This is a genomic window from Empedobacter sp. GD03739 (genome assembly GCF_029843245.1).
GTDB lineage: Bacteria > Bacteroidota > Bacteroidia > Flavobacteriales > Weeksellaceae > Empedobacter > Empedobacter falsenii_B.
On the sequence record NZ_JAOCHX010000064.1, the window covers coordinates 1 to 13,259 of the forward strand.

Here is a 13,259-nt window from a genome sequence, read left to right on the forward strand (position 1 = left end):
GCTTTTCCTTTCATTTTAAAAACCGTATCTCCTTTTTCGATTGAATCACTCACGTTAGAAAACCATCTACCATCTTTAAAAGAATCAATTTTATTCGTTTCGGGATTATTTCCAATAATTGTAAAAGATGCTGATTTTACTTTATCTTCTTTATAATTATTATTAAAAATAATATTTACAGAATAATCTAATTCAGTTTGATTTTGTCCATTTGTAAAATCACTTTTAAAAAAGTACAAATAGAAAACTATTAATAAGAAAACAAATATTATTACTTTACTATTAAGAATTTTACTCATTACATTTTTCTAAGGATGTTCTGGAAAAGTAAACGAATCTCCTGTATTTGGTTTATTCTTGTGCTGAGTTGGATTATCTTCTTTTGTTATTTGATGCTCATTCAGTTCATGTGCTGCGGTAAACGAAGTAACCATTGTATTCAGCATTTCCGAAGCGGCAGTTGGTGAATTTGGCAACAAAACTAATTTACTTCCAGATTTTTCTCCAATCGCTTGCAATGTATCATAATGTTGCGTCACCACAATTAGCGCAGAAGCTTCTTGTGACGTAATTCCTGCTCCATTCAAAACATCTACAGATTCCAATAAACCTTTTGCAATTTCACGACGTTGATCCGCAATACCTTGTCCTTGCAAACGCTTCGATTCTGCTTCGGCTCTTGCTTTTTCTACAATCAAAATACGTGCAGCATCACCTTCATATTGCGCTGCTAATTTTTCACGTTCAGCTGCATTAATACGATTCATCGCATGCTTTACTTGCTCATCTGGATCAATATCGGTTACCAAAGTTTTGACAATTTCGTAACCATATGAATTCATTGCTTCCTGCAATTCACTTTTTACAGCAACCGCAATATCATCTTTCTTCTCGAAAACATCATCTAAACGAAGTTTTGGAACCTCAGCTCGAACAACGTCAAAAACGAAAGAAGTTATTTGTGTATAAGGATTATCTAATTTGTAAAATGCATCATAAACTTGAGTTTTGATGACTTGATATTGAACAGAAACTTTCAATCGAACAAATACATCATCTTTTGTTTTAGTTTCTACAACAACATCTAATTGTTGAATTTTAAGTGACATTTTTCCTGCTATTCTATCTACAATCGGAATTTTGAATTGCAATCCTGGATTTCGTATACTATTAAATTTCCCGAAACGCTCGATTACAACCGCAGTTTGTTGTTTTACTGTAAAGACGAATAAAAAAAGGAAAATAATTCCAAGAAAAACGATCACGCCTAAATATCCCATAAGTTTTAGTGTTTTGAATTTGTTGGATTAAGATACAAAAAAAATTAGGAATGTTAAGTTATAACATTCCTAATTCGAATTTTGCTTCTTCGCTCATCATATCTCTATCCCAAGGTGGATCGAACGTAATTTCTACGTAACATTTCGTTACATATTCTATCTCTTCTACGCGCTGTTCTACCTCTACAGGTAAACTTTCAGCCACAGGACAGTTTGGAGATGTAAGGGTCATGGTAACTTTTACTTCACCATCTGCATTCACCTGTGCATCGTAAACCAATCCCAATTCATATATATCAACTGGAATCTCTGGATCGTAAACTGTTTTGAATTTTTCAACCAATTTTTCTCCAATCGAATCTAATTGTTGTTCTGTTAATGCCATTGTTATCAACTGTTATTGTTCTGCAAATGTACGAATAGTTTAGCTTACGTGGAATTTTTCTAAATAACTATTTTTAATGACTTAAAATAAAATAGTTATAATAGAAGAAAATCGCTTCTTTGGAGAACCCAAAAAAGCGATTTACAAACACGAAGAACTTTTTTATAAGAAAAGTTTTTTCTTTATATGGATTTAATTATAGACCTACTGTCCATCCTTTTGCCCAAGTTGGTGTGTCTACACCATTTCCAGCTCCAGTATTGTTAGCTTTTGAATAGAATTTGGTTACATCCACAGCAGCACCTGCAGAAGTTTTTCCACTTGATTCTGTATTAACATTAATAAATTGAACATTTTTAACTAATAAATCTTTTGAAGTCCAACCTAAAGTAACATCATGCTCAATATCGATACCTTTTGCCCAGTTTGCTAAAACAAAATTTTCTAATTGTCCTTTTGTTCCTTGACGTAATTTAATCGCTTGATTTTCACCTTCTCCTACATAATCTTTACCTAAACCAATTAAAGTTACATTCTTAATAATTGGATTTGAGAATGGTGTTAAATTATTGTTACTATCATTATTATCAGCCTCTATACCTCTATTTCCTTTGTTACGACCTTCTTTTCCGTACCAATATTCGTTTGTACCAACCCAACCTTCTGTCCAGTCAAATTGATCATCTTCGTTTTCATTTGATACGATATATTTTGTATTAACAGTTCCTCCAAAGAACTCAATTCCGTCATCAGAACCAGCATATAATTGAACATATTCTATTTTAGTTCCGTTACCAACACCAAATAAAGAAAGTCCATTAAATTCTTTTTTGTTATTAAAAATTGCACCTGCATACTCGATACGAGTATATGTGATTGTACCAGAATTATCTGTTGCTACATCACCACCATATGTTAACTCAGAAACTTCTGCTGTTGCTGATTTTGCTTTGTTGATTGGTGCTTTACCACATAAAACAATCCCTCCCCAAGATCCTGGAGTTCCTTTTTCTGATGTAAATACAACAGGTTTAGAGGAAGTTCCGTTAGAGAATATTTGTCCTCCTTGTGCTACAGCTATGTATGATGAAGTACCTCCATTGGCAATAATTTTAGTTCCAGCAGGAATTGTAAGTGTTGCTCCTTCATTTACTTGTAAAGCTCCTGTTAGATAATATGTTTTAGATGCATCTAATGTAATTTTATCTCCACTTTTCAACTGACCTTTAAAATCAGCAGGATTCGCAACAAAGCCAGAAGGATTTGTTTCTTCTACTCCATTATCGTCGTTATTACTACAGCTTGTTAATGCTAATGTAGAAAATGCACCTACTAAAAATAGTTTTAAAATTGATTTTTTCATAATTAAATGTTTTATTTTGTTTGTTTTATTTTGTTTTTAAAATTGATAGTTAACAGATAAACCGAAGTTCATTCCTTTTTTATAACTTAATGTTTTTACATCTCCATTCAAATTCTCTTGTACACGGTCTATTGTAGGGTTTAATAAGTTTTTAGCAGAGAAATTGATTCCAATATTTTTATTCAATTTTGAACGTAAAATGAAATCTAATGTGCCAAATCCTTTATCTACTTGATTTCCTCTTGTTTCAGTTCCAAGCGCATAAATACGATCAGAGAAATAGTTGTAAGCCACAGTTGCCATTACACTTCCTCCACTTGTCCATTTCTTAGAATAAGATAAATCTGCATTCGTAATAAATTTAGAAGCTCCTGTAAATGCATCTTCTTTATTCGTAAAGTTGGTATTGATTCGTTGTCCATTGAACAAAGTTTCGTTATACACTTTCTCATTATCTAACTCTTGATTAGAATACATGTAAGCTCCGTTAAAACCAATTGTTAACTGCTCTGGATTCGATGTTTTGTTATCCAAGATTGCTTTTCTAACCTCTAGTTCTGCACCAATTGCATATCCCCAATCACCTGTATTTGCATAAGAAATATCATTAGATGATGAAGCAATTGTTGTTGTATTGATTGGATCTTGAATATATTTTCCGAAACCACCAAAAGAGATTACTTCTCCACTTTTCGGGAACCATTCCCATTTAATGTCTGCATTATAATTTGTCGAAGGGTACAACATTGGATTTCCACGGAAAGTTTCTGTTACATCTTCATAAACAAACATAGCAGTTTCTTTGAATTGAGGAAGTGTATATGTTTTAGATGTAGCGAAGCGTAAGTTTTGATTATCTGTTAATTTATAACGTAACATCAAACTTGGTAATAATTCGAATTGATCAAATGAGCGTTCTCCTTTAGATAAAGCTGTGTACCAATCAATACTTTGTTTAAGATATTCTGCACGAACCCCTAAAACAGCTGTTAATCGATCTGTAAAATTGTATTCTACTTCAACAAAACCAACTTGAATATCTTTTTGTCCATTATAAGTTTGAGCACGATAGTTTCCATTTCCATCCATATCAAATGTAGTAATGGTAAACAATTTATCTTCTCCAAAATTTGATTGATTAAATACTGCGTCTAAATTATTTGGATCAGCTTGAATACCACTTCTTGTAAACTTCATATTAAATTGATTTGCTTCAAAATCTCTTTCTTTATGTCTACCTTGGTAACCAACAGAGACTTTAGCTTTATAATCTTTCAAATCTCCTCCAAAAACACGGTTATATTCTAAATTTGCCGAAATTTCGTTCTCATTAAGATTTTGGTAATAACGGTTACTTAACGAAGCATCTTGAGTTGCTAAAAAATATTGACCTGTTTGTTTATCCAAACGCATCGTATTTTGCAAACGATCTGGCATATCTTGTTTCACAGTATTGTAAGAAATCCCCCAATGAAACTCAGATTTATCATCCAATCTATGATCTCCTAATAATTGATTGACAAAAACTTGATTTTTTTCGTAAGTTCCTCTACGTATAAATCCTTCATGATTATCATCATTTACTAAATCAATAACAAAACCTCTATACTCTTGTAAACTTTGAGAAGTATTGTTAATAAAAATACTATTTGCTCTTAATCGATTATTTGGATTAAAATCATAATACAAATTCACCATTCCTGTAGTATTCGTATTATAGCTATCTTTAGTATAGTTTTTAAAGTTATTAAAATATGCTCCTTCTGCATTTACAGAGGCCGCTAAACCTTTCTCGATACTTTGAGCTGAGTTATCAAAAGCAGCTGTTGCAAAGAATCCGAATTTTGCTCCGTTTTCAAACTTGTAACTTTTTCCTCCTTTTATATTGAAACCTCCCGCTACAGCAGATTTAGATTGCGGATTGAAACTATTTGTAAAATGATATCCAGTTGTTGCGTTTGCTGGAATTTTCGTTTTTTGGAAACCAAACCAATTTGGTCCATCTTGCAAATTGAAGTTTTTATTGGTAATCGCGTTAGAATTCAAATTTAATCCTGTTCCGATTTCTAATAAACCATTTCCTTCATATAATTTTGATGAAATATCAATATTTGCTCCACCAAAATCAGCCATCATTCTTACATTGAATGTTTTGCTCAACGAAATATAATCAATAACGTCTGTTGGAAATAAATCCAATTTAATATTCTTGTTACTAGGATTTTCTGACGGAACTGGTAAACCATTCAATGAAGTATAATTATAACGGTCTCCTAATCCACGTACAAAAACATCTCCTGTACCTTCTTGTTTTGTAACACCAGCCATTTTCGCAACTGCCGAAGCCGCATCACTTACACCTTTACGATCCAATTCTGCTGCACCAATATTCTCTACCATTTTTACAGATTTTTTCTGAATATTAAGTAAAGAAGCTTCTCCAGATTTATCTTTTCTACCTGTTACAACAGCTGTAGATAAATCAATCTTTGTATCTTTTAAATCTTCTGGTTTCAAATACATATTTAATGTATTCGAATCTGATAAATTTTGAGAAACAGATTGATATCCATCTACTTTAATATCCAATTGATAAGTATCATCCGGAATAGAAATTTCGTAGTGACCTTTCTCGTCTGTTTTTGCTTGAATATTTAATCCTTCAACCACAAAAGTTTTTTCAGAAAGTGGTTGGTTTGTTTTTTGATCAAATAAAGTTCCTTCTAACTTAATATTAGTTTGTGCAAAAAGTGCTGCCGAACCTAATAATAAAAGTAAAGTTAAATTGCGTTTCATTGAAATTGTATAATTCGTGTTTGTTTGATGGCAAAGTTGCTGCAATCCAATGAAAAAGATTTTTAGAAATTGTAAAGATTTTGTTAGGTAATTGTTATGAAATTATCGTAACTTTAAATGAATGTTAAGAAATGTTTTTACCTAATTTCTCCTAAAATTTAAGCTTAATTTTACATCGACTAATTTTATTTAGTTATTACAAACAATTATGAAGAACATTAAAATTTTATTAGTTGACGACGAACCAGATATCTTAGAATTTATTGGTTACAACTTAAAAAAAGAAGGTTTTGAAATAGAAACAGCTCAAAACGGAATTGAAGGACTTAAACAAGCTAAAATTTTTCGCCCAGATTTAATTCTATTAGATGTTATGATGCCGCAAATGGATGGAATGGAAATGTGTGCGGAATTAAGAAAGTTAGATTCTTTCAAGGATACTTTAGTTGTTTTTCTTTCTGCTCGAGCTGAAGACTTTTCACAATTAGCAGGATATGAGGCAGGAGCGAATGATTACATTTTGAAACCAATAAAACCAAAAGTTTTGATTAGTAAACTAAATGCTTTATTGAAATTAAAACAACCAAACGAAGCTCCTAAAGATGAATTCATTAAACTAAATAATTTTGAAATTAACCGCGAAACTTATAAAGTAAATTACCAAGGACAAGACTTTTTGTTACCTCGAAAAGAATTTGAATTGATTGCTTTATTAGCTTCAAATCCAGAACGTGTTTTCAAACGTGAAGAAATTTTGGAGAAAGTTTGGGGAAATGAAGTTGTAGTTGGCGGACGTACAATTGACGTACATATGCGCAAATTACGCGAAAAATTTGGGAACGATCGTTTCTCTACAATCAAAGGAATTGGATACAAAATAAATGACTAAAAGCTCGTAATGGCTTCAACTTTCAAAGTTCAAAACATCTTTCTATTTGCCTTTCTCAGTACATTATTCTTGGCTTTAGGATTTGTTTTGTTCTCTTTTTTATGGTTTGGAAATATTGATTTTATTCTCCAAGAAAAACTATTTTTCATTAGTTTAATGCTTCTTTTATTGATTGGATTATCAATATTTTATTGGTTTTCTTTAAAAAATCAACGAAGAAAAGATTTTACTGAAATCTCGAAAAATATTCCACAATTTCAATCCAGCACAATGGATTTTGAAGAACTTTCTCAAAAAATTTCTACAATTACAGAAGATCAATCCAAAGAAATTGATGTTTTGAATGAGAGAGAAAATTACAGAAGAGATTTTCTTGGAAATATTTCGCATGAATTAAAAACGCCCCTTTTTTCAGTTCAGGGATATTTATTAACCTTGATTGAAGGTGGAGTTGAAGATGAATCTATTCGCGATAAATACTTAAACCGAATCAATAAATCGGTTGATCGATTGATTTATTTGGTCAAAGATTTGGACATGATTGCAGAGCTTGAACGTGGACGAATCAATATCGAATTTTCAGTTTTCAACTTGACGGCGCTTGTACAAGACGTTATTGATTTATTAGAAATTAAAGCTGAAAAAAATAACATCAAAATTTCTCTAAATTATCCTATTCATCAACCAATAAAAGTTGTAGGTGATATTCAGAAAATTCAACAGGTTTTAATCAATTTGATCGTAAACGCCATCAATTATTCTAATCCAAATACAGAAATTGACATCGATTTTGAAGAATATGATGATAAAATTCAAATCTCAATAAAAGATCAAGGCGTTGGGATAAAACAAGAAGACATTGACCGAATTTTCGAACGTTTTTATCGAATTGATAAATCTCGAAATCGTAACAATGGTGGATCTGGATTAGGTTTGGCAATTGTAAAACATATTTTAGAAGCTCATAAACAGAAAATTTATGTGACAAGTAAAATAGGAAAAGGCTCTACTTTTTCGTTCTATTTACAGAAAGCTTAATACTATTCTCGCTTCGTAAACTTCAAGGTAATGTTGTGTTTAAAAACTTTCAACGTGTCGTTTTTTGCCTCTTTCCACAAAAAATAAGGAGGTTTCAAATTCAATACATTTCCTTTTACAGCCAATGAATCCTCAAAAAGTTCAGCATAAAGAACTGTATCTTTTTTTAAGAATGCTTTGTCTTTATAATCAATCAAATAATAATCACTTCTGACATAAATAGGATCTTTGACACGAAGTGTTGAATCCTTTTTATCAAAATTCCATTTGATATTAATAGGATTAAAACCATCTTCGTACCCCACAAAAATACGTGTTGTATTTACAATATGACGAACAGAAAAAATAAGGACAGTAAAAAAAATAAGGATACCGATATAATATAATATCAATTCTTTTTTCATGGATTTGGTTTAGTTGTTGATTGTTAATGTACAAATATCGCCATTCTATCCTAAAAGATACATAAAAAATGTAAATTTGCATAAATTTAATTTTAATATAACTTCCAATAATGCAATATAATCCGAATGAAATCGAACCAAAATGGCAAAAATTTTGGATTGAAGACAAGACGTTCAAAGCTGAAAATCAATCAGAAAAACCTAAATTTTACGTATTAGACATGTTTCCTTATCCTTCTGGAGCTGGATTACACGTAGGTCATCCACTTGGATACTTTGCGTCTGATATTTATTCTCGATACAAAAAATTAAAGGGTTTCAACGTTTTACACCCAATGGGTTACGATTCTTTTGGTTTGCCTGCGGAACAATATGCTATCCAAACTGGTCAACATCCTGCGATTACAACAACAACGAATATCGAAGGTGGTGTTGATAAACAAGGAAATGTAATTGCTGGTTACGAGAACCAAATGAAAAAAATTGGTTTGGGATACGATTGGGACCGTGAAATTAGGACTTCGGAACCTGAATATTATAAATGGACACAATGGATTTTCAATCAATTATTTGATTCATATTATGATAATTCAACCGATAAAGCTGAATCCATTTCAAAATTAGTTGAAACATTCAAAACTGAGGGTAATGCAAGTGTAAATGCTGTGGCAGATGATGATATCGAAATCTTTACCGCAGATCAATGGAATGCCTATTCTGAAAAAGAACAACAAACAATTTTATTAAAATATCGTTTAACTTTCTTAGCAGAAGCAGAAGTAAACTGGTGTCCAGATTTAGGAACTGTTTTAGCGAATGACGAAGTAATTAACGGATTATCTGAACGTGGAGGATTCCCTGTTGTGCGAAAAAAAATGACACAATGGATGATGCGTATCACAGCTTATGCAGATCGTTTGTTAACAGGTTTGGATAAATTAGATTGGCCAGATCCGATCAAAGAATCTCAAAAAAATTGGATTGGTAAATCGCAAGGTGCATCAATCTTTTTTGATGTTGTAGGAAACGATGACAAAATTGAAGTTTTTACTACTCGTCCTGATACTGTTTTCGGTGTTTCTTATGTAACATTAGCGCCAGAGCATCCTTTAGTTTCTCAAATTACAACTACAGAGCACAAAGGAAAAGTTGATTCTTATGTCGATTATACTTCAAAACGTTCGGAGCGTGATCGTTTAGCAGATGCTAAAAATATTACGGGAGAATTTACGGGCGCTTATGCCATTCATCCTTTCACAGGAAAACAACTTCCGATTTGGATTGGTGATTATGTATTAGCTTCTTATGGAACGGGTGCTGTAATGGCTGTTCCAGCTGGTGACGAACGTGATTTTGCTTTTGCAAATCATTTCAATTTACCAATTATTAATATTTTCAAAGGAAAAGATATTTCTGAAGCTGCTTTTACAGAAAAAGGTGGATTCGAATTACAAGATTCTGATTTCTTAAACGGATTAGATTATAAACAAGCGGTTGCAAAAGCAATTGAAGCTTTAGAAGAAAAAGGTTTTGGACAAGGAAAAACAAACTTCCGTTTACGCGAAGCAGTTTTCTCTCGTCAACGTTATTGGGGAGAGCCGGTTCCGGTTTACTTCAAAGACGAAATGCCTTATACAATTCCAACAGCAGCATTGCCAATTATTTTACCAGAAGTTGACGAATATTTGCCAACAAAAGATGGTGAGCCACCATTAGGACGTGCGACAAAATGGGCTTTTGATACAACAACAAACGAAGTTGTAGACAATAGTTTAATCAACAATGAAACAATTTTCCCTATCGAATTGAACACTATGCCAGGTTGGGCAGGTTCTTCTTGGTATTGGTTACGTTACATGGATGCAAAAAATGACAACGAGTTTGTATCAAAAGAAGCGGTTGATTATTGGCAAAATGTAGATTTGTACATGGGTGGATCTGAGCACGCGACTGGTCACTTGTTGTATTCTCGTTTTTGGCAAAAATTCTTGTTTGATAAAGGATTCGTTCCTACAGATGAATATGCAAAAAAACTGATTAACCAAGGAATGATTTTGGGAATGACCGCTTATGCATATAGAATTAATGGAACAAATACTTTTGTTTCCAAATCTTTGAAAGATCAGCATGAAACAACTCCAATCCGTATTGATGTTAAGTTGTTAAAAGATGGAGGCGACGAATTAGATACAGAAAAATTCAAAACTTGGAGAGAAGATTTTGCTAATGCAGAATTTATCTTAGAGGATGGTAAATACATCACAGGACGCGAGGTTGAAAAGATGTCAAAATCTTATTACAATGTTTTAAATCCTGATGATATTTGTAATCAATATGGAGCAGATTCTTTACGTTTATACGAAATGTTTTTAGGTCCAGTTGAGCAATCTAAACCATGGAATACACAAGGTTTATCTGGCGTTTATTCATTCTTGAAAAAATTCTGGAGATTATATCATTCAGGAGCAGAAGAAACTTTCTTCGTTTCAGAAGATGAACCAACAAAAGAAGAAATGAAAGTGTTGCATCAAACCATCAAAAAAGTGGACGAAGATGTAAACAATTTCTCTTTTAATACATCGGTTTCTACTTTTATGATTGCTGCAAACGAATTAGGAAAATTAAAAACAACTAAACGTGCAATTTTAGAGCCTTTGGCTATTATTATTTCTCCTTATGCACCGCATATTGCAGAAGAATTGTGGTCAAAATTAGGACATGAAACGTCAATTGCACATGCAGATTTCCCTGTTTTCGAAGAAAAATGGTTGATTGCAGATGCTAAAGAATATCCAGTTTCATTCAATGGTAAAATGAAATTTTTGTTAGAATTACCTTTGTCGTTATCGAAAGAAGAAATTCAAGAAATTGTAATGAACGACGAACGTACAATCAAACAATTGGGTGATCGTACTCCGAAAAACATTATTATTGTTCCTGGAAAAATCATTAATATCGTTGGATAAAAAAAGATTTTAGATACTAGATTTTAGTATTGAGAATATAGATAAAATCCTCGCAATTAGATTGCGAGGCTTTTACTTTTATTTTGCGTTAGGGATTGTAGTGAAAATCCTTTGCTGAATAGCAAAGATTGTAACGAAAAGCCCGCCCGTAGGGAACGCCCAAAAAATATTAATTAGCCATATTGTCCCTTGTATTTTTTTGTACAGCAATAGCTCCAAAAATTGCCAATAAAAAAGCAAATGCATAGAAACCTTTCTCCGAAGGTAAGATTGTTGCATTCCAAAGACCTATAATTAAAAGTGTGATTGAAGCTATGGTTCCGAACCAACAAATTCCGTAATAAATATCGGTTACAGGGATTTGTTCCAATCGGTCTCGAACCGCTTTTTGTAAAGATACTACAGCGAAAAGTCCAAATAAAAGAACGGTAAAGTAATAACCTTTCTCGTTTAATTCCATTTCGGCGCGCGTCAATCCAATAATATATCCAATCATTCCCGAGCCTAAAGCAATCCAAGAAGCTGCTATAAAAGCATTAGATACTTTTTGTTGTTTCATTTTATGTATTTTAGTAATAGATTAGCTGTAAATATAAAAATAATTTAATCTGATTTACAATAAAGATTATTCTTAACTCAATAAATATGAAATATTTACCAACTTTAGAAACGGAGCGTTTAATAATTCGTCCAATTACGATAGATGATTTGCAGGATTTTTATGAGATGGATTCTCAACCAGAAGTGCATACATTTCTGAAAAATCAACCAATTAAAACGATTGATGGAACAAGAGAAATCATCGAAAACTTATTGATTCAATACAACGAACTTGGACATGGACGAGTGGCTGTTATAGAGAAAGCATCGGGAAAAATGATTGGTTGGACTGGTTTTAAATACATGACCGAAAAAGAAACAATGAACAATCGATTTGATTTCTTAGATTTTGGCTACCGTTACCGAAAAGAAACTTGGGGAAAAGGTTATGCGACAGAAGCTGCGAAAGCTTGCATGGATTTTTATCGTGAAAATATGACTGATTTTAAACTAAATGCCATAACACATACAGAGAATGCAGCATCAAGAAATGTGTTGGAAAAAATCGGTTTCGAAGTCACTGAAACTTTTCATCTGGACATGTGGGATTTGGATTGCTTTTGGTATGAATTGAAGAAATAATTAATCATGAAACATCCTATTATACTTTTATGTACAATTCTTGTTTCGACATGTAGTTTTGCACAAAAAATTTCGACAAATGATTATGAAGTTAAAACAACTTTAGCTGATTTTAATCTGAAAGGAAAGGTTGAAAAAGTGACTTCAACTGCAACAGATGCAAAAGGAAATACCACAACTTTACCTTTTTTGGAGAATGAATTTTACAATCAAATTTCGTTAGAATTTAATCAAAAAGGATTGTTAACAAAGCGAACAAATTATTTGGATTATCAAGGAAAATTAGCTGTTTATAACTATGTTAATTACGACTACAATAACTCAAATTTTATTGATAAACAAACGAATACAGTTATTAACAATGGTGAAGATCCAAAACGAATTGCTTCCGACAAAACCTTTGTTTATGACAATAAAAATCGGTTGATAAACTTGACAGAAAATATTGAAGGGAAATCGTCAAAATCGAGTTATGAAACGATTTTTAATTATTCGAATAAGTTGGATAAAATCACGACAAAAGTGGAAGGTTCTACGATTAGTGAGAATAATTTGACATATAACAAAAATGGTTTATTGGTTTTGGATGAAATGACTTCTTTTGATGGAAAAAAAGGGCGAAAATCGTATTATATTTATGATAAAGAAACACCTATTTTTCAGGAAGAAATTGCTGGAAATTCGAGCAAAATAATGTTTTTTGAGAATGGAAACATTTCAAAATTACAATCATTTGACGCCAATAAAACGTTAGCTTATCAAGCTGATTTTGATTCGAAAAATGAAATTGTAAACTTCAAAAAACAATCCTTCCGAAATGGACAAACTGTTTTAACTTCTTATCAAGTTTCGTATGAATATGATTCGAAAAATAATTGGATAAAAGCTTCTATTTCAATCAATGGAGAATTGAAATATGTTGTAAAACGAACGATAAATTATTATTAAAACACAAA

12 protein-coding genes are annotated in these 13,259 nt (G+C 32.0%); 5 read left to right on the forward strand and 7 right to left on the reverse strand.

What is annotated here, in order from left to right; translation table 11 throughout:
- From N5E64_RS14500 to N5E64_RS14520, 5 genes are all read right to left on the reverse strand, one after another.
- A partial coding sequence (locus tag N5E64_RS14500) for a hypothetical protein (protein WP_407933298.1) occupies positions 1-299 on the reverse strand: 299 nt, incomplete at its 3' end.
- 9 nt (positions 300-308) lie between these two features.
- Positions 309-1,280, reverse strand: a complete 972-nt coding sequence (locus N5E64_RS14505) for an SPFH domain-containing protein (RefSeq protein WP_125348869.1) — start codon at positions 1,278-1,280, stop codon at positions 309-311.
- 58 nt (positions 1,281-1,338) lie between these two features.
- Entirely contained in the window at positions 1,339-1,665 is a 327-nt protein-coding gene (locus tag N5E64_RS14510) for an iron-sulfur cluster assembly protein (protein ID WP_280038109.1), read from the reverse strand.
- Positions 1,666-1,861: 196 nt separating this feature from the next.
- The gene (locus N5E64_RS14515; RefSeq protein WP_180905500.1) at positions 1,862-3,028 is read right to left on the reverse strand and encodes a hypothetical protein; all 1,167 of its coding nucleotides are present in this window, start codon (positions 3,026-3,028) and stop codon (positions 1,862-1,864) included.
- Between the two features lie 36 nt (positions 3,029-3,064).
- Complete coding sequence (locus tag N5E64_RS14520; RefSeq protein ID WP_280038111.1) at positions 3,065-5,824, reverse strand: TonB-dependent receptor domain-containing protein; 2,760 nt, start codon at positions 5,822-5,824, stop codon at positions 3,065-3,067.
- Positions 5,825-6,032: 208 nt separating this feature from the next.
- Here N5E64_RS14520 and N5E64_RS14525 point away from each other — a divergent pair, with 208 nt between their 5' ends.
- A complete protein-coding gene (locus N5E64_RS14525; protein ID WP_038336816.1) occupies positions 6,033-6,713 on the forward strand; it encodes a response regulator transcription factor in 681 nt (226 codons plus the stop codon).
- Between the two features lie 9 nt (positions 6,714-6,722).
- Entirely contained in the window at positions 6,723-7,751 is a 1,029-nt protein-coding gene (locus N5E64_RS14530) for a cell wall metabolism sensor histidine kinase WalK (RefSeq protein WP_038336818.1), read from the forward strand.
- 2 nt (positions 7,752-7,753) lie between these two features.
- On the opposite strand, the gene N5E64_RS14535 is transcribed toward N5E64_RS14530, so the two are convergent.
- Complete coding sequence (locus N5E64_RS14535) at positions 7,754-8,155, reverse strand: hypothetical protein (RefSeq protein ID WP_038336819.1); 402 nt, start codon at positions 8,153-8,155, stop codon at positions 7,754-7,756.
- A gap of 110 nt (positions 8,156-8,265) precedes the next feature.
- On the opposite strand from N5E64_RS14535, the gene leuS reads away from it, so the two are divergent.
- Positions 8,266-11,121 (forward strand): leucine--tRNA ligase, encoded by a 2,856-nt coding sequence (gene leuS / locus N5E64_RS14540; protein ID WP_280038115.1) that lies wholly within the window; start codon positions 8,266-8,268, stop codon positions 11,119-11,121.
- Positions 11,122-11,290: 169 nt separating this feature from the next.
- Here leuS and yiaA read toward each other — a convergent pair whose 3' ends face one another.
- Positions 11,291-11,680 (reverse strand): inner membrane protein YiaA, encoded by a 390-nt coding sequence (yiaA, locus tag N5E64_RS14545; protein ID WP_038336823.1) that lies wholly within the window; start codon positions 11,678-11,680, stop codon positions 11,291-11,293.
- A gap of 86 nt (positions 11,681-11,766) precedes the next feature.
- On the opposite strand from yiaA, the gene N5E64_RS14550 reads away from it, so the two are divergent.
- Positions 11,767-12,303 carry a GNAT family N-acetyltransferase gene (locus tag N5E64_RS14550; RefSeq protein ID WP_280038118.1) on the forward strand — a complete coding sequence of 179 codons (537 nt, stop codon included), beginning with the start codon at positions 11,767-11,769 and terminating at the stop codon, positions 12,301-12,303.
- A gap of 6 nt (positions 12,304-12,309) precedes the next feature.
- On the forward strand, positions 12,310-13,251 hold the full coding sequence (locus tag N5E64_RS14555; protein ID WP_180905504.1) for a hypothetical protein: 942 nt from the start codon (positions 12,310-12,312) through the stop codon (positions 13,249-13,251).
- Positions 13,252-13,259: the final 8 nt, after the last annotated feature.

Coding starts and splice junctions, on each gene's coding strand:
- N5E64_RS14550 (WP_280038118.1), top strand. CDS start 11,767: ATGAAATATTTACCAACTTTAGAAACGGAGCGTTTAATAATTCGTCCA.
- N5E64_RS14520 (WP_280038111.1), bottom strand. CDS start 5,824: ATGAAACGCAATTTAACTTTACTTTTATTATTAGGTTCGGCAGCACTT.
- N5E64_RS14525 (WP_038336816.1), top strand. CDS start 6,033: ATGAAGAACATTAAAATTTTATTAGTTGACGACGAACCAGATATCTTA.
- N5E64_RS14515 (WP_180905500.1), bottom strand. CDS start 3,028: ATGAAAAAATCAATTTTAAAACTATTTTTAGTAGGTGCATTTTCTACA.
- N5E64_RS14505 (WP_125348869.1), bottom strand. CDS start 1,280: ATGGGATATTTAGGCGTGATCGTTTTTCTTGGAATTATTTTCCTTTTT.
- leuS (WP_280038115.1), top strand. CDS start 8,266: ATGCAATATAATCCGAATGAAATCGAACCAAAATGGCAAAAATTTTGG.
- N5E64_RS14530 (WP_038336818.1), top strand. CDS start 6,723: ATGGCTTCAACTTTCAAAGTTCAAAACATCTTTCTATTTGCCTTTCTC.
- yiaA (WP_038336823.1), bottom strand. CDS start 11,680: ATGAAACAACAAAAAGTATCTAATGCTTTTATAGCAGCTTCTTGGATT.
- N5E64_RS14510 (WP_280038109.1), bottom strand. CDS start 1,665: ATGGCATTAACAGAACAACAATTAGATTCGATTGGAGAAAAATTGGTT.
- N5E64_RS14555 (WP_180905504.1), top strand. CDS start 12,310: ATGAAACATCCTATTATACTTTTATGTACAATTCTTGTTTCGACATGT.
- N5E64_RS14535 (WP_038336819.1), bottom strand. CDS start 8,155: ATGAAAAAAGAATTGATATTATATTATATCGGTATCCTTATTTTTTTT.